The sequence below is a fragment of the Streptomyces sp. NPDC001663 genome, from assembly GCF_042893105.1.
GTDB lineage: Bacteria > Actinomycetota > Actinomycetes > Streptomycetales > Streptomycetaceae > Streptomyces.
In genome coordinates this window covers 254,981-278,675 of record NZ_JBIAUR010000014.1, presented here as the reverse complement: position 1 = coordinate 278,675, position 23,695 = coordinate 254,981, and the positions used below count along the sequence as shown (strand labels likewise).

Here is a 23,695-nt window from a genome sequence, read left to right as displayed (position 1 = left end):
TCTCCTGCGCCGACCCGCACCGCGCAGCAGCTGAGCAGGATCACGCACGGCCCTTGATTACGGCAGCCCCCACGGCTCACCCGACTCACTCACGCCCACCGGGGAGATGACGAGGTCGGGCCGTTCGCCGACGTAGAGCAGGACCTCGCGGCCCTTGGGCAGATCGACGGCGAGGTTGCCGTCGGAGGTCGTGCGGGTGTGCGCCGGACGGCCGTCGTCGAGAACGGCGGTCAGTCGGCCGTCGGGCAGACCGTGCCGGAGCACCAGCGGCTCGCCCGCCAGGCTGCGTACCCGCACGAAACGCGTGACCCCTCCGGAGCGCACCGCACTGACCAGGAAGGCCCCCTGCGCACGGAAGTCGTGGAGGGTGACATCGGCCCACGACTCCGGCACGGCGGGGAAGACCCGGACGACCCCGCCCCAGCTCTGGCAGAGCATGTCGTGCAGGGACTGCGAGGCCGACAGCGGCGTCTCGATGACCGGACCGGCCTCGGTGTAGTGGGTGTTGGCCCGGCACGGGTAGCGCGTGGTGGGATCGAAGAACTTCTTCAAATACGACAGTGCCGTGTCACCGCGGCCCATCATCGCGTACATCGACGCGGCGCCCGTATAGCTGTAGCCGCGGTGCGCACCCGTCAGCGCATGCCACCGGACCACCGTCTTCTCGATCAACTCCCGTTGCTCCGGCTGGTCCCAGTTGACGAGGTACAGCGGATAGACCATCAGCAGGTGGGAGTAGTGGCGGTGGGACTGGGCATAGGGCGTGTCCGCGCCGATCATGAAGCCGTTCTCGTCGACCGGATACGGCGTCAGTTTCGCCAGGATCTCCTGCCAGCGCGGTTTCAGCGCATCGTCGACTCCGAGGTGTTCGGCCACCTCCAGAAGAGTGGTGCAGCCCCAACGGATCAGCGCCAGGTCGTAGTTGGTGTCCTTCGGCGGAACCACCGGATACTCCGGGGAGAGCGTCGACGGCAGGTGGAGTCTGCCGTCGTCGCCCGGCTGGAGGAAGTGCCAGTAGTAGTTGATCGCGCGGCGCAAGAGCGGGTAGATCGTGTCGCGCAGCAACGCCTCGTCCATGGTGTGCCGGTAGCTCAGCCACGCGTTGTGCAACGCCCAGGTCAGATCGCCCACTTCGGCGCCGGTGCCGGGAGTTCCGACGCCGCGGTTGGCGAACATGTCGGAGCTGCGGCCGATGCCGGCACTGTCCGACTGGTACGAGGCGGGCACGTTGGCGACCAGCTGCTCCTGGCTCTGCCTCAGGGTGCTGGCCAGCGAGTCGAGTTCCAGGTGGTTGGAGCCGTGGATGAGCCAGTACTCCAACTGCACGTTGAGGTTCCACCAGACGGCGGGCCAGGGCGTGGGCTCCAGCCACGGCCCGGAGGTGGCCATCACCGGACCGCCCGCGCGGCTGGCCGAGGCGACCTTGTACAGCTGGATCCAGTGGAAGCTCTGCAGCCGCTGGTCGGGGATCGAGACGAAACTCTTGCGGTAGAAGGCGTGCCACCAACGGGTGTGCTGCGAACGCAGAGTTCCGTACGACCCCGCCCGCTGGACCTTCTTGAGCGAGACCTCCCCGGCCCGGGTGTTCGAAGGGTGGCTGTGCGCGACGCTGAGCACCAGCGTGTTGCCCGAGCGGCGGTGGGCGGTCGCGGTCTGCCCGCCGCCGACGAGCGGCTGGAGGACCTGCTCGACATCGCCAGTCGTCTGCGTGGTCCAGGGCGGGTTGGCGACATACCCGGCCGGCGGCGCCTCCTGGATCTTCCGTGGACTGATGGCCTCTTCGGGATGGAAGGTCCAGCGGACCTCCTCGTCACCGTCGGCGGTCACACGAGCCGCGAAGATCCCGTCGTGGATGAAGGCGGCGAGGGTCAGGGTCCCCTTGTCGGTCGTGATCGTGCCGGTGAGTTCGGCGTTCCACAGGCTCAGCCGCCAGTCGACGCCCGTGATGGTGCCGGCCGGGTCGAGGGTCAGATGCCCCACGGGCAGCCGGGCGGTGCCCCAGCCGCTGCCGAACTCGGGGCGGTGGTCCTGGACTTCGCCGTGTTGAACCGTGAAGCGGATGCTGTTCGCGTCCGGCTCCCGGTACACCATGCTGCCCAGCCGCCCGTCGCCCAGGAACGGACCCTCGTACCAGAGCGTGGGCAGCCGGTGCCACACCAGGTCCTGCCCGCGCAGGAAGTCGGCCCAGGCGCCGTCGGATTCCATGCGGTTGTGCAACTGCCAGCGAGCGCTGCGCGGGTCGGTGGCGGATAAGTCACGGGCGGGCTCGGCCTGGGCAACTCCGGGGATGGCAGCGGCAGTTGTGCCGCCCAGCACCGAGCCGAGCACGACTCGTCTAGAGGTCATTGCGGGTGCCTCCAAGATGCGACGGTTCCTGAACGTTGCAGGGGTGCGCGAGAGGGATCGCAGGCAATGCCGTAGCAGATTCAGCCGTAACAGATTCATCGGATCTATCTGTTGGCGCAGCGTAGAACTGGCTCGCGAGAGGCGTCAACAGTCCCACTCGACCGAAGATTGATCCGATGGATCAGCGGTAGGTGCGGAAGAACTCGGTGATGTCCCGTGCGAGCAGGCCCGGTTCCTCGTGCGCGGCGAAGTGCCCGCCGCGGGGCATGTGGGTGTAACGCGTGATGTTGTGGGTGCGCTCGGCCCAACTCCGCGGCGGACGGCTCAAGTCGGCGGGGAAGAGCGCGAGGGCCGTGGGGACGTGCACGCGCCGCACACGTCGGGTCAGTCCGTGGGCGTACTCGTAGTAGGGCCTGAACGAGGTCGAGATCGTGCCGGTGAACCAGTAGAGGGAGGCCTGGGTGAGGACGAAGTCGTCGCTGAACCGGGAGGACAGGTCGCCGCCGCAGTCGCTCCACGCGCGGTACTTCTCGACGATCCAGGAGAGCAGGCCGGCAGGCGAGTCGCTCAGGCCATGGCTCAGGGTGAGGGGGCGAGTGCTCTGCTGGTGTTGGTAGCCGCCCTCTTGCTGCTGCCAGGCGGCCAGGGAGTCGAGGTACGTCCGCTCTTGCGGGGTGAGACCGGAGGCGTCGTAGTCCTGCGGGCCCGCCACGGCCAGCACATGGATGGCGACGACTTCGTCGGGATGGGCCTCGGCAAGGCGTGAGGTGATGCCGGCGCCCAGGTCCCCTCCGTGGGCCGCGTAGTGCTCGAAGCCGAGTACGTCGCACATCAGCCGGTGCCAGAGGTCGTGGGTCTGTGGTGTGTCGGTGAGTTGGGGGCGCTGCGGCGAGAAGGCGAATCCGGGCAGGGAGGGCACGATCACAGTGAAGGCGTCCGTGGGTGTGCCTCCGTAGCGGGACGGAGCGGCCAACCGGTCGGCGAGAGCCGTCAGTTCGAGGAAGGAGCTGGGCCAGCCGTGCGTCAGGACGATCGGCAGGGCGTCCGGGTGTTCGCCGTCGTAGCGGAGGTAGTGCAGCGGCGTTCCGTCGATGTCGGCGAGGTGCGACGGGAGGGCGTTGATGGCGGCTTCGTGGGTCCGCCAGTCGAAGTCCGAGGCCCAGTACGCGACGAGACGGCGGAGTTCCGCGGTGTCGGTACCGGCGTCCCATCCGGTCACGGGCCAGGGCTCGGGCCATCGAGTGGCCTTCAGTCGTGCGCGCAGCTCGTCCAGTTCGGCGTCACTGACCGAGATCATTGCCGCTCCCGCTCGCCGGTCCCAGGGCCTGCACGATCGCCGCCCGGGTCATCTCTCGTGGTTCGGGTTCCGTCGTGAGGAGTGCATGCATGATCATCCCTTCGAGCAGGGCGTCCAGGCGGCCGGCGATCTCGGGACCGGTGAAGCGGGCCAGCACGGCTCGGCTGTCCTTCGTCCATTGCTGCGTCAGCTTGCGCAGGTCGGGATTGCGCAGCGCCGCCAGATGCAGCTCGAAGCCCAGGACCGCGCTGCGGCGCCGGGACGGACCGCCCTGCACGAGATCGACCAGGACCTCGACGAGGTCGTCGCGTGTGTGCACCGCCGTGAAGAGGTTCTCGAACTCGGCAGTCCGCTGTTCGACGTACCGGGCGAATGCCCGGGCGAGTAGATCGGCCAGGCTCGCGAAGTGGTAGGTGACCGACCCCAACGGCACGTCGGCACGCGCGGCGACCTTCCGGTGCGTGATGCCTGCCGCGCCGTCGCTCACGAGCACGTCGAGAGCGGCATCGAGCACTCGCTGCCTGCGCTCCGGATCGTGCCGACGAGCTCGCCGGGGGGACTCCACCTTCGCCATAAGAACAAAAGTACACTGGCTAAGAACGGATGTACGCATCGGGCTGCGAAGAGGGACGTGAGTGTGGACGAGCTCTTCTACCGGGACGCGACCGAGCTGGCCGAGCTGATCCGGACCCGGCAGGTGTCGGCCGTCGAGGTGGTCCGGACACACCTGGACCGGATCGACGAGGTGAACCCGGGGATCAACGCGATGGTGACCGTGCTCGCCGAGCAGGCGCTCGCCGCGGCCCGTGCCGCGGACGAAGCGGTCGCAGCCGGCGCCCCGACGGGTCCGTTGCACGGTGTGCCGTTCACGGTCAAGGACGCGCTGGACGTGGCGGGCGTTGTGACCACGCGCGGCTCCGCGCTGTTCCGGGACCATGTCGCGGCGGCGGACGCCACCGCGGTGGCCCGCATGCGGGCGGCCGGAGCGATCGTGCTGGCCAAGACGAATTTGCCGGAGTTCTCGTACTGGACCGAGACCGACAACGCGCTCGTCGGCCGGTGCCGCAATCCCTGGGACGGCGAGCGGACACCGGGTGGATCCAGCGGCGGCGAGTCGGCCGCGATCGCCGCCGGGATGTCGCCGCTCGGGCTGGGCAGCGACATCGCGATCTCGGTGCGCGGGCCGGCCCACGACACGGGGATCGTGGCGCTCAAGGCGACCCGGGGGAGGATCCCGATCACCGGACACTGGCCGGAAGTTCCGCGCCGCTATTGGCACGTAGGCCCGATGGCGCGCAGCGTGCGGGACATCGGGACCGCGTTGCGGGTGCTTTCCGGTCCTGACGGCGTGGACGGCGAGGTGCGGCACTTCCCGCCGGGCATCGACCGTGCCGACACTCCGGGCGAGGTGTCCGGGCTGCGGGTCGGCTGGATCACCGAACCCGGCTTCGGTCCCGTTGACGGTGAGGTGACGGCCACGGTCCTGGCCGCCGCCGACGCGTTGCGCGACCTCGGCTGCAGCGTCGAACCCGCTCCTGCACAGATGGTGGAGACATTGGAGGCGGTCGACGGGACGGCGTCCAGCGCCGTGCTGTTCACCGCGGAGATCGTGCCGTTCTTCCGGCAGATTGCAGCCGGACGCGAGCCGGAGTTGTACACCGTCACCCAACGAGCGATCACAGCGCCGGAAGTGACATCTGCCGACCTGGTCGCGGCCGGCCGGCAAGTCGATACGCTGGGTTCGCTGTTCGCCGGATACTTCGAGTGCTACGACGCGCTCCTGTGCCCCGTGTGCCCCCTCCCGGCCCCGCCGCACGCGCAGTCGAAGTACCGGGTGGGCGACCGGACCGTGCCGGCGCGCGGCATCATGCGGGCCACGGTGCCGTTCAACCTCACCGGCCTGCCGGCACTGTCGCTTCCGTTCGGAACCACCGCCGGCGGCCTGCCGGTCGGTGTCCAGCTCGTCTCCCGCTGGTACGACGAGGCAACCGTCCTGCGCCTGGGCGCCGCACTCGAAACGGTCAGCTCGGTCCGCGACCGCCACCCCGACCTCCCCGGCAGCTGACGGGCCTCGGCAGTAGGGCGGTGATCGCCCGATCGCACTCGCGATGGCGATCACCGCTGTCGTGCCTCAGGCAGAGATGTCGGTCTCCGTTCGCTGCTCTGCCTGGCCCGCGACGGGTGTCGAGGCGATGGGGGCGGGGCGGCGCAGGGTGAGGGCGATGCCGACGCCGAGGAGGGTGAGGGCGGCGGCACTGAAGCCGGCGGTGCGCAGGCCGGGGACGAGGTCGGGGCCGGTCGCGGTGTGGAGGCCCGAGTTGGCGATGGCGACCAGGATCGCCAGACCGACCGCGGAGCCGATCTGCTGGGTGGTGGAGGCCATGGCCGAGGCGATGCCCTGATGGTGGGCCTCGACCCCGGTTCCTGCCGCGACGAACATCGCGGTCCAGGCGATGCCCTGACCGAGGCTGAGCAGGACGACGCCGGGGAGCAGGGCCGGGTAACCGCCGCCGGGGGACATTGCCAGGGCCAGGGCGGTCATGCCTACGGCGCCCAGGAGCAGTCCGGTGATGATGGTGGCGCGGACGCCGACCTTGCCGAGCAGCTTCTCGCTGAGCTTGGTGCCGACCATGCCCACCAGCGCCGAGGGCAGGAACGCCAGACCGGTGGCCAGGGCCCCGTAGCCGCGGACGGTCTGCAGATAGACGGTGAAGAAGTAGTACTGGGCGCCGAAGGTGCCCATGAAGACGAAGGTGATGCCCATCGCGGCGACCAGGCTGCGGTTGCGGAACAGGTGCAGCGGCATCAGCGGGTGTGCGGCGCGGGTCTCGATGAGCAGGAACACCCCGATGAACAGCACGCCGGCCAGCAGCGCGGCGATGGTCTCGGCGGAGGTCCAGCCGGCCTCGGGGCCCTGTACGACGGCGAAGACCAGAGCTGTGAAGCCGACCGTTGCGGTGAGTGAGCCGGCCAGGTCGAAGCTGCGGCCGTGCTCACGCGGCGCGTCCTTGGGGGCGATGGCGAAGGCCGCGGCGGCGGCGCCCAGGGCCAGCGGGACGTTCACGTAGAAGACGGCTTCCCAGCCGAAGTAGTTGGTCAGGATGCCGCCCAGCAGCGAACCGAGCGCCAGGCCGACGGCCCCGGCTCCGCCCCAGATCGCAAGCGCTCGGTTGCGTTCGGCGCCTTCGGTGAAGGTGGTGGCGATCAGGGAGAGGGTGGCGGGCAACAGGAGGGCGCCGCCGAGTCCTTGGACGGCGCGGGCGGCCACGAGCAGTCCGGGGTCGGTGGCGAGTCCGCCGGCCAGGGAGGACAGGCCGTAGAAGGTCAGGGCGGTGGAGAACACCCGTCGTCGGCCGAGGATGTCGGCGGCCCGGCCGCCCAGCAGCAGGAAGCCGCCGAAGGCGACGGCATAGCCGCTGACGACCCACTGCAGGCTGTGTGCGTCGAAGCCGACCTCGCGGCCGATCTCCGGCAGGGCGACGTAGACGATGTTGTAGTCGATGGCGCTGATGAACTGGGCGAACGCCAGCAGGGCCAGCAGCAGCCCGGTCCCGCGGCGCGGGGAGGGGGACGGCATGAGGAGACAGCCTCTCGTTAGTAAGTGGTTGACCGCTTACATCTTGGGTCAAAGAAACGGGCCGCTCGGGGCGGCCCGGCTCGACGCTTTCCCTAGGCGTGCAGTGTGCGTGCCCAGGGGGCGTCGACGGAGGCGGCGTCGATCGCCACCACGACATTGCTCAGCAGGCCGTCGGCGAAGTATCGACGGATCTGCTCGTCCGAGGCGCCGGACACGGCGCGGACGTACTCGACCTGCTTGGCGTAGCAGGTGCGCACCGCCTCGCCGATGACCGGCTCGCTCGCGCTGCAGTTGGCGTGCATGAGGATCATGAGGACGTCCCGGTCGGCGATGACGTCGTCGTACGAGGCCGTCATCGCCTTGAGGACCGCTTCCGGATCGGTGCTGCGTACCGACGCGGCGGCCGAAGCGGCAGCCTCCCGCAGGCGGTCGGAGCAGTAGTCGACCAAGGCCGCGAACAGCGTTTCCTTGTCCTTGAACAGCCGGTACAGGTAACCCTGCGAAATGCCGGCGGCCTTGGCCACGTCCATCGTCGAGGTCCCGTAGTACCCGCGCGCGGCGAAGGCTTTGATCGCCGTACGCATGACCGTGGCTCGGCGTTCCTCGGCAGTGGAGCGCTGTCGTGTCCTCGTTTCCATGGAAGCAATTAATCACTCACATCTGGATGGTGTCAAACGAGCTCCCGCCAATGCGGCTTCAGGCGTTGCAGGGTGATGGGTGTCCCGTCTCGGTGGCGAGGCTTCGCGCGTGGAAGGACGTGGCTTCCACGCGTTCGAGCACACCGCGGACCCGGGCACGCTCGGCGCGGCGCGGATTGAGCGGGTGTACCAGGGGGCGGCAGGCCTTGCGGAAGGCCTCCAGCGCCTGATCGAGATCATGTGCATCGGCTGCGCGCTCCGGGCCGTCGGCCTGCGGCGCGCAGCGTACGAGGCGGTCGAGAACGAAGAGCAGCTCCCTCAGACGGAGTTCGGCGACCGCCCGGACGGTCGTGGGGACGACCAGCGCGGCCGCCAGAATCCCGCATCCGGCCCCCAGAACGGTCTCCTGGATACGGAGGGCGAGCAGTTCAGGGGAGAGCGTGTGCAGGAGCGAGAGCACCATGCTGAGCGAGGCGGTGATGAAGAAGGTCACCGCCCAGTAGCTGCCGGAGGGGGTGTAGAACATCCCGAAGATGCAGGCGAGGAGAAAGGCCAGGGCCAAGGCTGTGTGCCCGTCGGCCAGGACGGCGAGGCCGTATCCGAACGGCACCCCGGCGACCGTGCCGATCAGCCGCCGACCACTCTGCAGCAGGACGTCCCCGGTGTGCTCGGCATTGATGAACACGACCCACGCCGTGGCCACGGCCCAGTACCACAGGTGCGAAGAGAGAAGATGCCCGCCGAGTACGGCGAGCGCGGCCGCGGCGGTCACCTGGAACGCCTGCCGTGTCGTCTGCCGCCGCGGGCCGGAAGGCCCTGCCGTCCCCAGCCGCTGAGCGGCCGTGTCCGCACGTGCCGTACGGTGCAGCTCCGCCGCCGTGTCGCCGAGCAGCCCGCCAGGAGCCTCGTACAGGAACTCCTGCAGCAGCACCGCGGAGGTGTGCAGCCGGTCGAGACGTCGTACGACTCCGCGGACGCTGCCCGTGCCATCCGCCAGGAGCTCCGACGTGGCCCGCTGCGCATCACGCAGCCGTACGTCGAACCCCGTCCTCATCCGCTTCAGGATTCCGTACGACGTCGTCGGCACCAGGCAGAGCCGAGTGACCGCCGCTGCCGCGAAAGCGACGGCCAACGTCCCGGTCAGTTGCGGGAGTTGGTGGGACTGGATCCTGGCGAACTGGGACAGGAAGTACGCCATGAAGGCGAAGATCCCCAGGTCCAGGCCCCGTCGCCCGAAGCGGCGCGCATAGACCGCGGCGAAGATCAGCAGCAGGAAGGCCGGGTGGGAGGCGAGGGGGAAGGGTGCCAGGAGGCCCCCGGCCGTCAACGCGGCGAGGGTCACGGGAGCCCCGGCGAGCAGGGTGAGGAACTGGTTGCGGGGGTGCAGGTCGCTGATCCCCAACGAGGTGACCACCGCCGTGAAGCCGCCGGCCAGAAGCACGACTGACGGCTGGTCCAGGATCATCAGCGCGGCCAGGGTGAGCGTGAGACCGAGGACGGCACGAAGGGCGGCGGTCAGCCGCAGCAACCCCGGGTCGGCGGCGGCGAAGCGGTCCCACAGCGACTCTGTTTTCGCAGCCACCATGGTTGTCCGTTCCCTTGCCTCGCCCTTGTGACAAGCCTGACTCGTCGGGAGGGCGGGCGGTATGCGTCAGGTGACTGCTTCCGGGTCCGGGCGGGCCGTCGCGAGGGTGCCCTCGATGAGGTCACGCAGCTGGGACCGGGCGGTGATGCCCAGCTTGGGGAAGCTGCGGTAAAGGTGCGAGCTGACCGTGCGCGGTGAGAGGAAGAGCTTCTCGCCGATCTCGCGGTTGGTCAGCCCGCGGGCGGCGAGCCTGATGATCTGCTGCTGTTGCGGGGAGAGTTCGGCGAGCGCGTCGGGGGTCGAGTCCGTGACGTCGAGGCCGGCGGCGCGCGATTCGGTCCGGGCGCGCTCGATCCACGGCCGCGCGCCCAGGCGCCGGAAGGTCTCCAGGGCCTCGGTGAGCGGCCCACGCGCCTCGGCGATGCGCCGACGGCGCCGCAGCCACTCGGCGAGGTCGAGCAGGGTCTGTGCGCGTTCGAAGGGCCAGCGCTCCAGTCCCGGATCCGCCAACGCCGCCCGGAAGTGCGGCTCGGCGTCCTCGGGGTCCGCCAGCAGGCCACGGGCTCGGCCGATCAGCGCACGCAGGCGGGGAGAGGCGTTGTCCGCCAGCGTGTGTGCGGACCGCTCGACGATCGCTGCGGTCTCCTCGCGGCGGCCGCAACGCACCGCGGCGGCGGCCAGATCCGCGAGGGCGGGGTAGGAGGCCTGGTAGTGCACGGGCGCGCCATCTGCCTTGAAGACCAAGCGGAGTTGGTCGTACGCGGTCTCGTACGCACCTTCCGCGGCTGCCGCGGCACCGAGCGCGCGGCGGGCGTAGACGGAGACCGAGCGGCTTTCCAGCGGATCGATCAGAGCGAGCGCGTCCTCGGCCCGGGCGCGGGCCGTCTTCGCGTCTCCCTGGAAGGCCAGCACGGTGGCATCCACGGTGGCCGCACAGGCCACGGCGTGGTCGAGGCCGGCCGCCCGGCCGACCGCGGTGGTGCGGGCGCAGGCCTGACGGGCCTGTTCCCACCTGCCCCGTTCGACATAGGACCAGGCGACCGCGCCGCCCAGACCCTCCGGCAGCGCTCCCTGCAACTCCCAGCGGTCGAAGGCCTCGTCGAAGGCGCGGACGGCCTGCGGGGTCTCGTCCAGGAGCCACGCCATGATCCCGAGGGTGGTGAGCCGCTCCGGCCGGGCTTCCGCCTCGGCGGCCAACTGCGGCAGCTGGGAGGCGAGTTGGGCCCGGTCGTCGAAGGGGTCCGACACGGCCCGCACCCAGGTGCGCAAGCCCGTGTGCGAGGCGTCCTCGGGAAGGCGCCGCAGGATGTCCTGGATGCGATGCCGCTGGGCGTCCTCTCCGGAGTAGAAGCGGATCACGGCCGCGCCGGCCACGAGGTCCAGCGCGGCGGACGGCTCGGAGACCGCCAACTCCTCGGCGGCTTCGGCCAGTCGGGAGAAGACCACGCTGTGCCGTCCGGTCAGGATCGCCAGCCGTCCGGCCTGCACGGCGGCGGAGGCCAGCAGCGACACGTCATCCGTGCGTGCGCGTACGGCGGTGACCAGTTCCTCGACCCAGGCCATGTCTCCGGTGAACACGGCCGCCGAAGCGGCTTCGACCAGCAGCCGGGCACTGTCCTCGCGCCGCGGTGCGAGTTCCGCGGCGCGCTGCAGGGCCTTGGCCGCCGCCGCGTGGCCGCCGCGTCGGCGGGCCCGGGCGGCGGTCCGCTCCAGCTCAGCCGACACGGCCGCGTCCGGGCCCGGGCCGGCGGCGGCCAAGTGCCAGGCACGCCGGTCCGGTTCGTCGCGCAGCATCTCGGCGAGCGCGAGGTGCGCCTCGCGCCGGGCGGCCGAGGAGGCGGCGTGATACACGGCGGACCGGACCAGGGGGTGACGGAACCGGACGTCCCCGCCGGTCCGCCGGACCAGCCCGGCCTGCTCGGCGGGTGGCCAGGCCTCGTCCTCGGCGCCTGGCAGCCCCGCCGAGACGGCGGTCGCGGAGTCGGCGCTGTCCATGGCGGCCAGAAGCAGCAGGGCACGTGTGGTGGAGGCGGGGAGGCCGTTCAGGCGGGCGGCGAAGATCCGCTCGAGGTGATCGGTGAGCGGGAGCGGACCCGCGGGCGGCAGCGCCGTGGCCGTGTCCTGAGCGGTGGCCGCCCTCGTCAGTTCCACCAAGGCCAGCGGGTTGCCGCCTGCCTGGTCGAGGATCCGCGTCCTGGTGCGGCCGGTGGGGATCTTCGGCTGCAGGTCCAGCAGTTGACCGGCCGCAGCGTTGTCTAGCGGTCCCAGGGTGAGCGTCGGCACTTGACGGTCGAATCCCGGGAGGTGATCGCCGACACGGACCCCGATCAGCATCGTGACCGGTTCACCCTCCAGCCGTCGGGCGGCGAAGGACAGGACGTCGAGGGACGCGCGGTCGAACCACTGCGCATCGTCAAGGGCCACGAGCACGGGTCCTCGGTCGCCCAGGTCCGACAACAGGCTCAGGACGGCGACCCCGATCAGCATGAGGTCGGGTCCGGACGCGGCCGACCCCGCGCCGAAGGCGTCCTGCAGCGCAGCGCGCTGCCTCTGCGGCAGCTCCTCGACCTCGGCCCGCACCGTCCCCAGCAGCTGGTGCAGGGCGGAGAACGCCAGGCTCGACTCCGACTCGCTCCCCTCGGCACGCAGTACACGAGCGCCGTTGGCTTCGGCCCGACGCACCACCCGATCCAGCAGCGCGCTCTTCCCCGTGCCCGGGTCACCGACCAACATCAGCACCGGGTCGGCAGACACCGAGTCCACCGCATGAAAGAGGCGTGCCAATTCCGCGTCCCGGCCGACGATCAGTTCCCCTGGCTGTGTGTCCACGGAGTCAGGCTACAAGCGGCCGGGACCAGCGCCCGGGCCATGCGCGCAGGTGCAGTCACGTTACGGATACCGCACGCGCCGAGTCTGCTCGTACGTTTCCAGGGAATCCTCCGAATCCTCCGAATCCTCAAGGACACCCCATGGAACAAATCACGCTCGGCGACATCACCATCACCCGCGTATGGGAGTACTTCGGTCCCGTCGAAATGACGCCCGACTCCTTCTTCCCGGAAAGCCCGAAGGAAGTGTGGGACGACGGCGCCTCCTGGCTGACCCCGCACTTCCTGGATTCCGAGACCAATATCGTCAATTCCGCGATCCAGACCTGGCTGCTGCGCAGCGGGGGCAAGACCATCCTCGTCGACACCGGCGTGGGAAATCACAAGGAGCGCCCTTACGCCCCGGTCTGGAGCCGACTGGAAACCGACTTCCTGGCCAATCTCGCCCGCGCCGGCGTCCGACCGGAGGACGTCGACATCGTGATCAACACACATCTCCACATCGATCACGTCGGCTGGAACACATATCTGGACGGTCGGCAGTGGGTGCCCACTTTCCCCAACGCCACTTATCTGATGCCGAAGGACGACTTCGACTTCTGGAATCCCGAAAACAGTCACAAGCCGCTGCTCGGCCGCGGCAACCAGAACGTCTTCGAGGACAGCGTGGCCCCGGTGCACCAGGCCGGCCAGACGCTGCTGTGGGAGAACAGCCACCAGATCGACGCCGACCTCCGGCTGGACGCGGCTCCCGGACACACGCCCGGCTCCTCCGTGCTGACCCTCACCTCCGGAACGGACCGCGCGGTGTTCGTCGGCGACATGCTGCACAGCCCCGTGCAGATCCTCGAGCCGGACTCCAACAGCTGCTTCTGCGAGGACCCCGCGGGCGCCATCGCCACCCGGCGCAAGGTGCTGGGCTGGGCGGCCGACAACAACGCGCTCGTGATCCCCGCGCACCTCGGCGGCCACGGCGCCGCGGAAGTGGCCCGCGAGGCGGACAAGTTCGCCATCAAGGGCTGGGCCCCCTTCGCCCCGTACACCGAGCGGGCCTGAGGCCCGCAGAGAGGCACCACTGTGAACCACCACCCCGACCCCGTCGTGACCACGGCGCAGGGAGCCGTCCGCGGCCTGCGCCAGGGCGACACCACCGCTTTCCTCAACATCCCCTACGCCGCCCCGCCCCGCGGCGCCGCCCGATTCGCGCCGCCCCGACCGCATGAGCCGTGGGACGGCGTACGGGACGCCACCGTGCCGGGGCCCAACGCCCCGCAGTCCGAGCGCAAGCTCGGCAGCGTGGACATGTCCCCCTACTTCGGCACCGGTTGGAGCCGCGGGGAGGACTACCTCACCGTCAACGTCTGGACGCCCACGGCCGTGGCCGGCGACCTGCCCGTCATGGTGTTCGTCCACGGCGGCGGTTTCGTCGCCGGATCGACGCGGTCCGCCATGTACAACGGTTCCGCCTTCGCCCGCGACGGCGTCGTCCTGGTCACGCTCAACTACCTTCTCGGCATTGCCGGTTTCCTCGACATCCCCGGCGCGCCCGCCAACCGCGGCCTGCTCGACGTCGTCGCCGCACTGCGCTGGGTGCGGGAGAACATCGCCGCTTTCGGCGGTGACCCCCACAACGTCACCCTCTTCGGCCAGTCAGCCGGGGCGACCATCGTCGGCGGCGTGCTCGCCACCCCCGAAGCCACGGGCCTCTTCCGCCGGGCGATCGTCCAAAGCGGCAGCGGCCTGGGGGCGTTCACCACCGAACAGGCCGCCCGCGTCACCAAGGCAGCGGCCGAGGCCCTGGGCATCGAGCCGCACGTCGACGCCTTCGCGGACATCTCCGACGACCGACTGGTCGAGGCCGCCTCCCGGCTCGCGGGCATCGACCTGCAGACCGCGACGGACCGCGACCCGCTGATCGGACTCAGCCCCTTCAGCCTCGTACTCGACACGCAGCCCGCCGAAACGGTGGCCGCCGGCATCGGCAACGACATCGACCTGCTCATCGGAACCAACACCGAGGAGGGAAACCTCTACCTGGTTCCGGTGGACAAGTACGCAACCTCGACCGCCGGAGACGTCGACGACGTGGCGGCGCGCGCGCACCCGAAGCCGGCACAACTCGTCGAGACGTACCGGAAGTCACGCCCCGAGGCGTCCTTCGGCGAGCTGCGTTCCGCCATCATGGGCGACGCGCTGTTCGGCGCGGGCAGCCGGGCCCTGGCCGACGCACACGCCGCGCACCCCGAATCCGCCACCTACGCCTACGAGTTCGCCTGGCGCTCCCACGCGCTGGACGGAGAGCTCGGCGCCACCCACGCGGTCGAGCTGCCCTTCGTCTTCGACCTCGCGCACCACCCCCAACTGCACGGCCCCGCCGCCCTGCTCGGCCCCGACAAGCCCCCGGCGGACCTCGCCGCCCGTATGCACGAGACATGGGTCCGGTTCGCCGGGACCGGCAACCCCGGCTGGGACCCGTACGACGACAAGCACCGGGCCACGATGCGCATCGACGCCGAATGGACCCAGCTCGACGACCCCCGCGGCCAGGAACGACAGGCCTGGAGCTGACCCTCCGGCCGACCTTCTCAAGGACACACCATGACCAGAACCGTCATCACCACGGAGAACGCACCAATCCTGCCGGCCCCGCTGTCCCAGGGCATCCGCAAGGGCCCCGTCCTGCAGATCTCCGGGCAGCTCCCGCTCGATCCGGACACGGGCGAGGTCGTCGGCACCACGGTCGCCGAGCAGACCGCACAGACCCTGCGCAACGTCACCGCCGTACTCAAGGCGGGCGGCGCGGGCCTGGAAGACGTCGTGATGCTCCGCGTGTACCTCACCGATCCCGCCCACCTGGCCGAGATGAACGAATCGTACGCGGCGGCCGTCGGTGAGCCCTTCCCCGCCCGCACCACGGTCTACATGCAGCTTCCGCCGGGACTGCTCGTCGAGGTCGACGCCCTGGCAGTGCTGGACGACTGATCAGGATGACCGGTCGTCTGACAAGGGCGTGCGCCGGCCTGAGAGTTCCGCCGGCGGACCTGCTGGACGCCCTGTGCGCCCTGGCCGGACGACCGGGACCCCCCTCCGAGCCACATCCTGTACGTCGCGCCTACGAGCAAGTGCTCCTAGCGGTGGGGTCGTTGCCGCCGGGCGCGCTGCAGCCAGGCGATGTGAGCGCGGCCACGGACGTGTGTGCCGGCCTCCTGAACGCCGAAGTCCCGGCCCAGTCGGACACGGCCGCCCTCTGCATCCGGCGCACGGTCGACGACCTGGGACCGGCCGACCTGTGGGAGCTGGCTCGCAGCACCGCCATGACCCGTGACGATCTCACGCGGGGCGCTGCCGCAACCCTGGCGGAGGGAGACCTGGTCAACGGAGACCTTCTGGACGAACTCGCCGCGCACATCCTCGCGGAGGAGATCGCGGAACGGTCCCCGTGCCACTGGGGCCGGCACCACGCCGATGCGGTACGCGCCGCGCTGTACCGGAGTCTGGCCGACCTCGCGGATGCACTTCTGGAGGTGTCGGAGTCGACCCCGACGCCGCTGGACTGGACCGCGGACGCCAACGACGGGACGTGCGCCACTGCAGTGATCGACGGGGTGGAATACGGCGTAGTGGTCCAGGTGGCGGAAACCGCGTCCTCGGCCGCCGAGCCGGTCTGGCACCACCCCTCGCTCCCTGCCGCAGGCATCTCCTGGCAGTGGCGGATCACGAGCGGTCCGGCCGACCGTACCTTCCACGGCCGCGGGCCCTTCCCCTCCGTGCTCGCGGCACGGCACGCCGCCGAGTGCGCGATCACTGCGCTCGCCGCCGGGAGATGCGGCCTGTGAGGGCCTCTGAGCGCGGATCATCCCGCTCACGGGACGAAAAAAGCGGCGTAACTGGGACAATCCGATGTCGTTGACCCGGCTATGAAGAAGATCAGCGCCCTCGCCGCGCTCGCCATTGTCGGACTCGCCCTCGCCACCCCGGCCCACGCCGACGACAACAACAACAACGTCAGCGGTCCCATCGTCCTCACCACCCACCAGAACCCCTTCGGCGCCGACCTCTGCAGCGGAGCACTCGCGCTGGTCCCATGGGCCGCACCGTGGGCCGGCACCGCGCTGAACGACGCCTGCAACAACCGCGAGCACGTCGACCACGTACGCGACTAGTTGATGCAGCCCGGCGTGCATCCGGCCGGGCTGCACACGCACGCCGGTCGGCGCCTGATGGATGCGAGTCCTGCGCCCCGGCGTCGAGAAACCCGTTGGGCGGGATCGCGCCCCGTTGGTAACCTGCCGGAAGCCGTGACGTCGTGCGAGGAGGTGAGACCCATGAACGCTGTAGCTGTATGGGTGCTCCCCCTCTCCTTCACGGTCGGGCGATTGACATAGGTGTCCGCCGGGAGCGCCTCAAGAAGGCACTCTCGAGAGGCAACAACCTATGCATTCTGTGCAGTTCACTGCGGAGTCGACGTCGGACGGCATCCTCGAACGCGACTTCACCGTGGGGGAGATCCCCGGCGTGCTCTGGTCGCCCGCACCGTCATCCGCACCCGACCCCGTTCGCGCACCCTTGGTGCTGATGGGCCACGGCGGCGGCACCCACAAGAAGGCACCGGCCATGTCGGGCCGCGCCCAACGCCTCGTCCACGGCTGCGGTTTCCACGTCGCCGTCATCGACGCGCCCGGTCACGGCGACCGGCCGCGCACGCCGCACGACGAGCAGGAGATCGCCGTCATGCAGCAGGCGATGAAGGCGGGCGAGCCGGTCGGCCCGATCGTCGTCCGCTACAACGCCCACCTCGCGGAGCGCGCCGTACCGGAGTGGCAGGCAACCCTGGACGCCCTCCAGCAGTTGCCGGAGATCGGCGCCGACGGGTCGGTCGGCTACTACGGCCTGAACATGGGCACCGCGATCGGTGTGCCGCTGGCGGCGGCCGATCCCAGGATCACCGCCGCCGTCTTCGGCCTCTTCTGGCCCGACCCCCTGGCCGAGACGGCGAAGCGGATCACCATTCCGGTCGAGTTCGCGCTCCAGTGGGACGACGAGCACATCCCCCGCGAAGCCGGTCTCGCGCTGTACGACGCCTTCGCCTCGAAGGAGAAGACGCTGTACGCGAACGCGGGCAGCCACAAGGAGCTGCCCAGGTTCCAGGCCGACAGCGCGGTCCTGTTCTTCGCCCGACATCTCGGCAGGACCGTAGTGTCGGCCGACTGACCCGACGGGTATCGGCGCCCGGCAACCAGCCGGGCGCCGATACCGCTGTCAGGATTTTCCGAACAGCCCCTGGCCGTGGGCTAGTCGACGTCCACCGGACCGTCGTCCGTCTTCTTGTCCCGCCCCGAACGCAGCTGCAGCAGGCCGGACTTGTTGTCCTCGTCGGGACGGCGGTTCTCGGCGGAGTCCTGGTTGCCCAGGTTCTGGCGGACCGAGTCGAGGATCGTCAGGCCCTGCGACACCAGGCCGGCGGCGATCTCGCCGAGGCCGTCCGCGCCGTTGAGGACGTTGACGTTGGCGCCCGCGAGGCCGCCGGCCGCCTCCTTCACGATCTGCGGGAGCTGGTCGATCAGCATCCGGTCCAGCGCGACCCGGTCGTACGAGGCGGCCGCCTCAGCCTGGATCTTCATGCGCTGTGCGTCGGCTGCGGCGAGCACCCGGATCCGTTCGGCCTCGGCCTCGGCAGGCTTCACGATCTCGGCCACCAGCTGCTGCTGGCGCAGCTTGGCCTGGCGCTGGGCCAGCTCCGTCTGGGCGGCGAGCACCTCCTGCTGGGCGTGGGCCTGCGCCAGCGGTCCGGCCTGTGCGGCCTGAGCCTGGGCGCGGTCCACCTCGGCCGAGTACTCCGCCTTGACGATGGCGGTCTGCCGGGCGTACTCGGCCTGGTTGCGGGCCGCCACCTGCTCCGCCTCGACCGAGGCCTGGGTGGCCTGTGCCTGGGCGATCTGGGCCTGCCGCTGGATGGCCGCCTTGTGCGGCGCGGACATCGCGTCGATGTAGCCGGTGTCGCCGTCGTCGATCGACTGGATCTGCAGCGAGTCGACGATCAGGCCGATCTTCGCCATCTCCAGCTTCGAGGTGTCCAGGACCTCCGCGGCGAGCTTCTGGCGTTCGGTGACGATCTCCTCGACGGTCATCGAGCCGATGATCGCCCGCAGGTGACCGGCGAAGATCCGGCCGGTCAGGACCGACATCTGGTCCTGGTCGGAGAGGAAGCGCTGGCCCGCGTTGATGATGCTCTCGTGGTCGTTGCCGACCTTGAACGCGATGACGGCGCGGACGTGCAGTGCGATGCCCTGCCGGGTCACACAGGTCTCGGTGACCTCGGACTCGCACATGGAAAGGGTGAGGAAACGGGTCTTGCGGAAGATCGGGAGCACGAACTTGCCGTGCCCCGTCACCACTCGGAACGGCGCGCCCCCCAGTCCCCGCCGGCCGCCCGAGATCAACATCGCCTCGTCGGGAGCGGGAACGCGGTATCCGAACATGCTGTTTTACTCCTCAGTCTGCGCCGGCGGTGTCTCCGCCGAGCGCGTCCAATGGATCCACCCACTCGACGACGCCGACCTCACGGCATCCACGCGACTCGATCACGAGCACCGTCGCCCCCGTGGGCAGGGGATCTTCGGACCAGGCGAGGAAGGTCTCGGAACCGCCTCTGACGCGCACCAGGATCTCGCCGGGGCCCGCGGATCCGCGGGTTCCGATGAGGACTTTGCCCATGCAGCCGATCACGGCTTCGTCCTGCGGCATCATGGCCGCTCTCCTATGTTCTGGCCCACGATTCAGACGATAGACCCACCTCGGTCGAGGACCCAACGGGCGCGACGTTTCGGTCCGGCTGCAGCGAACGCGGAATGGTCCTACCTCGACTCCGAGTTGGGTGGCGCGCCCCGGGTGCCGGCCACCTCGTCGTAGTAGGACTCGGCCGCCGGGCCGAGGATCTCGTGCGCCTCCAGGAACATCTCGTGCGCCTCGTGGCCCACCCAGCCCGCCGGGAGGAGTTCGGTCGGCAGGTCCGGGTCGCGGAAGGGGAACTTGCGGTAGTCGTACGTCAGCCGCATGCGCTCGACCAGCGCGTCCTGGGGGCTGAGGGCTCCCGCCCGGTACGACGGCATGCGCACACGGTAGGTGCGCAGCAGCTCCCGGTAGTCCTCGTTCAGTGCGGCGAGGTCCCAGCTGCGGGCGGCCATCTCGCGGTCGACGGGCAGCCCGCCGGACTGGCAGCGCAGGGTGTCCAGGCGTACGGAGGGCTCGTCGGCGAACCTCTCCCGGACCTCCTGGAGCCGGTCGTGCGGGGAGACGTACGTGGACGGGGCCAGCGGGCCGAAGCCCAGCCAGGCCAGCTCCTTGCGGATGCGGTCGCGGACGCCGCGCTCGGATTCCGGGACCGAGTAGATGACCATGTACCAGTGCCGGTCCCAGTCGGACGGCGCCCGGTCGAAGATGCGTGAGCGGCCCTCGTCGAGGAGCTGGAGACTGCGCTTGTTGAGCGCGTAGAGCGTCTCCCTGCCCTCCCGCCGCACGTCGAACCAGCCCTCCTTGCGCATGCGCGCGAGGACCACCCGCACCGTGCTCTCACCGACACCGAAGCAGTCCATGAGGGTGCTCAGGGTGCGCAGCCGGGCGGCGCCGCCGCGGTAGCGGACGTAGTCGCCGAACAGGTCGAAGACGATCGATCGAGGCTTCACGGAAACGACTATGTCACACGGACGGCCGTTGCAGAGATGCGTTGCATTCCCGATAACTGCAAGCAGCACGGGCCTTTGAATGAGTAACAAATCATTGACGTCCGTGGAACGAGTGACACACAATGCCGGTGTGCGGGCCGGCCCGCGCCGATACTGGACGTGGAGGCAGGAGCCATGGTTTCTCGGATCGCTTGCGTGGGAGGCGGCCCCGGTGGGCTGTTCTTCGCGGCGCTCATCAAGCAGGCCGATCCGTCGGTCGAGGTGACGGTCTTCGAGCGGAACCGCGCGGAGGACACCTTCGGCTTCGGCGTGGTGTTCTCGGACGCGACGCTGGCCGCCATCCATGACGCGGATCCGGTGCTGCGCACCGCCCTCGCCGAGCACGGCCGGCACTGGGACGACATCGAGGTACGCCTGAAGGGGCAGCGCGTCCGCGTCGGCGGCAACGGCATGGCCGCCATCACCCGCAAGACCCTGCTGCAGCTGCTGCACCGGCGGGCCGAGGAGGTCGGCGTCGACCTCCGCTTCAGCCACGAGGCGCCCGCCGACCCCGGGCAGCTGGCCGACTACGACCTGATCGTCGCAGCCGACGGGGCGAACTCCCGCTTCCGCGACCGGCTCGCCGACGTGCTCGTGCCGGAGGTGGAGGTCGCGACCGCGAAGTTCATCTGGTTCGGCACGGACTACCTCTTCGACGGCCTGACCTTCGTGCACGAGCACGGCCCGCACGGCACCTTCGCCGTGCACGGCTACCCGATCAGCGACAGCGTCAGCACCTTCATCGTGGAGACGGACGAGGAGTCCTGGCGGCGGGCGGGCCTCGACGAGTTCGACACCGCGCAGCCGCCCGGCGCGAGCGACGAGAAGACCAAGGCCTACCTGGAGAAGCTCTTCGCCGAGCAGATCGACGGGCACGAACTGCTGGTCAACAACTCCCGCTGGGGCAATTTCCGCACCCGCCGCGCCCACCGCTGGCACAGCGGCAACGTCGTCCTGCTCGGCGACGCCGCGCACACCGCGCACTTCTCCGTCGGCTCCGGCACCAAGATGGCCATGGAGGACGCCGTCGCGCTCGCCGACAGCCTCCTCGCCCACCGCGACGACCTGCCGAGCGCCCTCGAGGCGTACGAGGCGGCCCGGCGCCCCTCGGTGGAGAAGATCCAGAACTCCGCCCGGCCGAGCCTGTCCTGGTGGGAGCACTTCGGGCGCTACCACGACGCGTTCGGGCCCACCCAGTTCGCCTTCCACTTCATCTCCCGCAGCATCGGCAAGGAACGCATCGCGCGCCGCGACCCGGACTTCGTCGAGCAGGTCGTACGCGACTGGCAGTCCGCGCACGAGGGCCACGCCCCCTTGGACACGCCAATCCGGCTGGGGGAGCGGGAGTTCACCGGACGCCGCCTGACCGGGGCCGACCTCACGGCACTGCGTGGCGAGGGCTGCCTGTGGGTCACCGCGCCCGAGAGCGAGGCCCAACTGCCGCAGATCTACGACCGGTTGGGCGAAGCCGCGGTGGAACTGGTCGCCGTACAGGGCGGAACCCCGCTCACCCGCTCGCTGCTCGCGGAACAGGCCCGGCTGGTGCACGGCGTGCCCGCGCTGGTCGTGGAGCCCGGGATGGACGACGACCGCGCCGAGACGCTGCTGCTGTCCGGACGCGCCGATCTGGTGGCGGGGGAGCAGGTATGACCACGGACCTCACCCCGCTGTTCGCGCCCGAGGGCGTCGTGGTGATCGGCGCCTCGCGGCAGAGCGGCAAGCTGGGCGCCGCCATGGCCCGGTCGCTGGCCGCATTCCCCGGCGCCCGCGCCCTGGTCAACTCCCGTCGCCCCGATCCCGGTGCGGGCGTGTACGCCTCGGTCGCCGAGGCCGCCACGTACACCGACGGACGGCTCGACCTGGCCGTCCTGTGCGTGCCCGCGACCGGCAGCGCGGACGCACTGGCCGAGGCGGCCGCCGCAGGCTGCCGGGCCGCACTGGTCTGCGCCGGCGGCTTCGGCGAGGCCGGCCCCGAGGGCGAAGCCCACGCCGACGCACTGCGCCGGGTCGCGGGAGAGACCGGGATCCGGCTCCTCGGCCCCAACACCTCCGGCTTCTTCACACCCCACCTGGGCCTGACCGCGAGCTTCGTGCCCGCGGCCGGGCAGCTCCCGGCCGGCGACATCGCCGTGGTCGCGGCCAGCGGCGGCGTCAACCACGCCCTCTCCTTCGACCTGGTCGCCGCCGGCAACGGAATCAGCCTCGGCGTGGGCATCGGCGCGGGCCTCGACGTCACCGCCGCGGACGTCCTGGAACACCTCGCCGAGGACGGCCGTACGACCGCAGTCGCGCTGCACCTGGAGACGGTCCCGGACGGGCCGCGGCTGGTGGAGGCCGTGCGCCGGGTGGCCGCCGTCAAGCCCGTCGTCGCGCTCGTCGTCGGCCGCAGCGACGTCGGTGACTTCGCCCGGTCGCACACCGGGGCGCTGGCCACCTCCTGGCGTACGACGCGGGCCGCGCTGCGGCAGGCCGGGGCGGTGGTCGTGGACGACGAACGGGAGATGGTGGACGCGCTCACCGCGCTCTCCCGCGTCCAGCTGCCCCCTCACAAGGAGCCGGGGCTCGCCATCGTGACCGCCCAGGCCGGACCGGGGCTGCTGCTCGCCGACCGGGCGGGCACCGACGGCGTCCGGATGCCGGAGCTGGCGGAGGCCACGCAGCAGACCCTCGCCGGGCTGCTGCCGCCGCTCACCTACCAGCGCAACCCGGTCGACACCGGCCGGCCCGCCGAGACCTTCGCCCGCGTGCTCGAGGCCACGGCCGCGGATCCGGACGTGGACCTGCTCGCCGTCTACGCCCTGACCGAGCCCGACAGCGTCGACCTCGCCTCGGCCGCGCAGGACGCGGGCCTGGGCGCTGACTCGCCCGCCGTGGTGGTCGTCGGCGGCCTTCCCGAGGACGTCGCCGAGCAGCGGGCGCGGCTGCACAAGGCGGGAATCCCGGCGCTGACCGGACCGGCCTCCGCCGCCAACGCCGTACGGGCCCTGGTCGCGCACGCCCGACAGCGCGCCTTCGGGGCGGCGGTGTCCGCTACCACGGCTGCCGCCCCGGTACCGCCCGGCCCTCTCGACGAGAACGCCGCCAAGTCCTTCCTCACCGAGCTGGGCATCCGCACCCCCGTCCGCGTCGCCTGCGACTCCCGCGCCGACGCCCACTACGCCCTGCGGCTGCTGGAGGGGCCGGTCGCGGTGAAGGTGCTGGACGCCGCGATCCTGCACAAGACCGAGATCGGCGGGGTCCACCTGGGCGTGCGTATCCCGGAGGAACTCGACGCGGCGCTGGACGCCATCGGGTCCGGCCGCCGGTATCTGGTGGAGGCGATGGCCCCGCCCGGCGTCGACCTCGTGCTCGGCGTGCGGCGCGACCCCGTGTTCGGGCCGGTCGTGCTGGCCGGACTTGGCGGTACGGCCGCCGAGGCGCTCGCCGACGTCGCGATCCGGCTCGCGCCGCTGACCGCCGCTGAGGCCGCCTCGATGCCCGACGACCTGGCCGCCCGCGCCCTCCTCGACGGCTGGCGCGGCGGGCCGGTGCTCGACCGGGCCGAGTTCGGGCGGGTCGTCTCCGCCCTCGCCGCCGCGCTCGCCGCGAGCCCGGACACCGCCGAGATCGAGATCAATCCGCTGCGGCTCACCGCGGACGGACTGATCGCCCTGGACGCCGTGATCGTCCCCACCGCTCCACCCGCACAGGACCGCTAAGGAGA

General features: G+C 70.6%; 19 protein-coding genes. 9 read left to right on the top strand and 10 right to left on the bottom strand.

What is annotated here, in order from left to right; translation table 11 throughout:
* Window positions 1-57: 57 nt before the first annotated feature.
* From ACFY1L_RS38915 to ACFY1L_RS38905, 3 genes are all read right to left on the bottom strand, one after another.
* Complete coding sequence (locus ACFY1L_RS38915) at window positions 58-2,346, bottom strand: Tat pathway signal sequence domain protein (RefSeq protein ID WP_388835501.1); 2,289 nt, start codon at window positions 2,344-2,346, stop codon at window positions 58-60.
* Between the two features lie 181 nt (window positions 2,347-2,527).
* Entirely contained in the window at window positions 2,528-3,643 is a 1,116-nt protein-coding gene (locus tag ACFY1L_RS38910) for an epoxide hydrolase family protein (protein WP_388835498.1), read from the bottom strand.
* The gene (locus ACFY1L_RS38905; RefSeq protein ID WP_388835495.1) at window positions 3,627-4,217 is read right to left on the bottom strand and encodes a TetR/AcrR family transcriptional regulator; all 591 of its coding nucleotides are present in this window, start codon (window positions 4,215-4,217) and stop codon (window positions 3,627-3,629) included. The genes ACFY1L_RS38910 and ACFY1L_RS38905 overlap by 17 nt, the downstream gene beginning before the upstream one ends.
* A gap of 57 nt (window positions 4,218-4,274) precedes the next feature.
* Here ACFY1L_RS38905 and ACFY1L_RS38900 point away from each other — a divergent pair, with 57 nt between their 5' ends.
* Window positions 4,275-5,708 carry an amidase gene (locus tag ACFY1L_RS38900; protein WP_388835492.1) on the top strand — a complete coding sequence of 478 codons (1,434 nt, stop codon included), beginning with the start codon at window positions 4,275-4,277 and terminating at the stop codon, window positions 5,706-5,708.
* 66 nt (window positions 5,709-5,774) lie between these two features.
* On the opposite strand, the gene ACFY1L_RS38895 is transcribed toward ACFY1L_RS38900, so the two are convergent.
* The 4 genes from ACFY1L_RS38895 to ACFY1L_RS38880 all read right to left on the bottom strand — a co-directional run bounded on the left by ACFY1L_RS38895 (window position 5,775) and on the right by ACFY1L_RS38880 (window position 12,272).
* Complete coding sequence (locus tag ACFY1L_RS38895) at window positions 5,775-7,220, bottom strand: MFS transporter (RefSeq protein WP_388835490.1); 1,446 nt, start codon at window positions 7,218-7,220, stop codon at window positions 5,775-5,777.
* 92 nt (window positions 7,221-7,312) lie between these two features.
* Entirely contained in the window at window positions 7,313-7,858 is a 546-nt protein-coding gene (locus ACFY1L_RS38890; RefSeq protein ID WP_388835487.1) for a TetR/AcrR family transcriptional regulator, read from the bottom strand.
* A 58-nt stretch (window positions 7,859-7,916) separates the two neighbouring features.
* On the bottom strand, window positions 7,917-9,443 hold the full coding sequence (locus tag ACFY1L_RS38885; protein ID WP_388835484.1) for an FUSC family protein: 1,527 nt from the start codon (window positions 9,441-9,443) through the stop codon (window positions 7,917-7,919).
* Between the two features lie 66 nt (window positions 9,444-9,509).
* Entirely contained in the window at window positions 9,510-12,272 is a 2,763-nt protein-coding gene (locus ACFY1L_RS38880) for an AAA family ATPase (RefSeq protein ID WP_388835481.1), read from the bottom strand.
* 140 nt (window positions 12,273-12,412) lie between these two features.
* Here ACFY1L_RS38880 and ACFY1L_RS38875 point away from each other — a divergent pair, with 140 nt between their 5' ends.
* The 6 genes from ACFY1L_RS38875 (at window position 12,413) to ACFY1L_RS38850 (ending at window position 17,482) form a co-directional block, all read left to right on the top strand.
* Window positions 12,413-13,327: an MBL fold metallo-hydrolase gene (locus ACFY1L_RS38875; protein ID WP_388835479.1), complete on the top strand. Its 915-nt coding sequence runs from the start codon at window positions 12,413-12,415 to the stop codon at window positions 13,325-13,327.
* Window positions 13,328-13,348: 21 nt separating this feature from the next.
* Window positions 13,349-14,839, top strand: a complete 1,491-nt coding sequence (locus ACFY1L_RS38870) for a carboxylesterase/lipase family protein (RefSeq protein ID WP_388835476.1) — start codon at window positions 13,349-13,351, stop codon at window positions 14,837-14,839.
* Window positions 14,840-14,869: 30 nt separating this feature from the next.
* Window positions 14,870-15,253, top strand: coding sequence for a RidA family protein (locus ACFY1L_RS38865; RefSeq protein ID WP_388835473.1), 384 nt, complete (start codon window positions 14,870-14,872; stop codon window positions 15,251-15,253).
* Between the two features lie 191 nt (window positions 15,254-15,444).
* Window positions 15,445-16,107 carry a hypothetical protein gene (locus ACFY1L_RS38860; protein WP_388835470.1) on the top strand — a complete coding sequence of 221 codons (663 nt, stop codon included), beginning with the start codon at window positions 15,445-15,447 and terminating at the stop codon, window positions 16,105-16,107.
* Between the two features lie 81 nt (window positions 16,108-16,188).
* Window positions 16,189-16,434: a hypothetical protein gene (locus ACFY1L_RS38855; RefSeq protein WP_388835467.1), complete on the top strand. Its 246-nt coding sequence runs from the start codon at window positions 16,189-16,191 to the stop codon at window positions 16,432-16,434.
* 271 nt (window positions 16,435-16,705) lie between these two features.
* On the top strand, window positions 16,706-17,482 hold the full coding sequence (locus ACFY1L_RS38850) for a dienelactone hydrolase family protein (RefSeq protein ID WP_388835463.1): 777 nt from the start codon (window positions 16,706-16,708) through the stop codon (window positions 17,480-17,482).
* Between the two features lie 80 nt (window positions 17,483-17,562).
* Here the strand turns inward: ACFY1L_RS38850 and ACFY1L_RS38845 are convergent, their stop codons facing one another.
* The 3 genes from ACFY1L_RS38845 to ACFY1L_RS38835 form a co-directional block, all read right to left on the bottom strand.
* Window positions 17,563-18,750: an SPFH domain-containing protein gene (locus ACFY1L_RS38845; RefSeq protein WP_388835460.1), complete on the bottom strand. Its 1,188-nt coding sequence runs from the start codon at window positions 18,748-18,750 to the stop codon at window positions 17,563-17,565.
* Window positions 18,751-18,763: 13 nt separating this feature from the next.
* Window positions 18,764-19,015 carry a hypothetical protein gene (locus ACFY1L_RS38840; protein ID WP_388835607.1) on the bottom strand — a complete coding sequence of 84 codons (252 nt, stop codon included), beginning with the start codon at window positions 19,013-19,015 and terminating at the stop codon, window positions 18,764-18,766.
* A gap of 110 nt (window positions 19,016-19,125) precedes the next feature.
* Window positions 19,126-19,953, bottom strand: a complete 828-nt coding sequence (locus ACFY1L_RS38835) for a PaaX family transcriptional regulator C-terminal domain-containing protein (RefSeq protein WP_388835456.1) — start codon at window positions 19,951-19,953, stop codon at window positions 19,126-19,128.
* Window positions 19,954-20,148: 195 nt separating this feature from the next.
* Between ACFY1L_RS38835 and ACFY1L_RS38830 the strand changes: the two genes are divergently transcribed.
* Both ACFY1L_RS38830 and ACFY1L_RS38825 read left to right on the top strand, forming a co-directional pair.
* Window positions 20,149-21,642 (top strand): FAD-dependent monooxygenase, encoded by a 1,494-nt coding sequence (locus tag ACFY1L_RS38830; protein WP_388835453.1) that lies wholly within the window; start codon window positions 20,149-20,151, stop codon window positions 21,640-21,642.
* A complete protein-coding gene (locus tag ACFY1L_RS38825; protein WP_388835449.1) occupies window positions 21,639-23,690 on the top strand; it encodes an acetate--CoA ligase family protein in 2,052 nt (683 codons plus the stop codon). The genes ACFY1L_RS38830 and ACFY1L_RS38825 overlap by 4 nt, the downstream gene beginning before the upstream one ends.
* Window positions 23,691-23,695: the final 5 nt, after the last annotated feature.

What these genes read in the sequence shown, in the direction of transcription:
- ACFY1L_RS38890 (WP_388835487.1), bottom strand. Translation starts at nt 7,858, where the DNA reads ATGGAAACGAGGACACGACAGCGCTCCACTGCCGAGGAACGCCGAGCC.
- ACFY1L_RS38840 (WP_388835607.1), bottom strand. Translation starts at nt 19,015, where the DNA reads ATGCCGCAGGACGAAGCCGTGATCGGCTGCATGGGCAAAGTCCTCATC.
- ACFY1L_RS38865 (WP_388835473.1), top strand. Translation starts at nt 14,870, where the DNA reads ATGACCAGAACCGTCATCACCACGGAGAACGCACCAATCCTGCCGGCC.
- ACFY1L_RS38910 (WP_388835498.1), bottom strand. Translation starts at nt 3,643, where the DNA reads ATGATCTCGGTCAGTGACGCCGAACTGGACGAGCTGCGCGCACGACTG.
- ACFY1L_RS38825 (WP_388835449.1), top strand. Translation starts at nt 21,639, where the DNA reads ATGACCACGGACCTCACCCCGCTGTTCGCGCCCGAGGGCGTCGTGGTG.
- ACFY1L_RS38885 (WP_388835484.1), bottom strand. Translation starts at nt 9,443, where the DNA reads ATGGTGGCTGCGAAAACAGAGTCGCTGTGGGACCGCTTCGCCGCCGCC.
- ACFY1L_RS38875 (WP_388835479.1), top strand. Translation starts at nt 12,413, where the DNA reads ATGGAACAAATCACGCTCGGCGACATCACCATCACCCGCGTATGGGAG.
- ACFY1L_RS38850 (WP_388835463.1), top strand. Translation starts at nt 16,706, where the DNA reads ATGCATTCTGTGCAGTTCACTGCGGAGTCGACGTCGGACGGCATCCTC.
- ACFY1L_RS38845 (WP_388835460.1), bottom strand. Translation starts at nt 18,750, where the DNA reads ATGTTCGGATACCGCGTTCCCGCTCCCGACGAGGCGATGTTGATCTCG.
- ACFY1L_RS38915 (WP_388835501.1), bottom strand. Translation starts at nt 2,346, where the DNA reads ATGACCTCTAGACGAGTCGTGCTCGGCTCGGTGCTGGGCGGCACAACT.
- ACFY1L_RS38905 (WP_388835495.1), bottom strand. Translation starts at nt 4,217, where the DNA reads ATGGCGAAGGTGGAGTCCCCCCGGCGAGCTCGTCGGCACGATCCGGAG.
- ACFY1L_RS38895 (WP_388835490.1), bottom strand. Translation starts at nt 7,220, where the DNA reads ATGCCGTCCCCCTCCCCGCGCCGCGGGACCGGGCTGCTGCTGGCCCTG.
- ACFY1L_RS38855 (WP_388835467.1), top strand. Translation starts at nt 16,189, where the DNA reads ATGAAGAAGATCAGCGCCCTCGCCGCGCTCGCCATTGTCGGACTCGCC.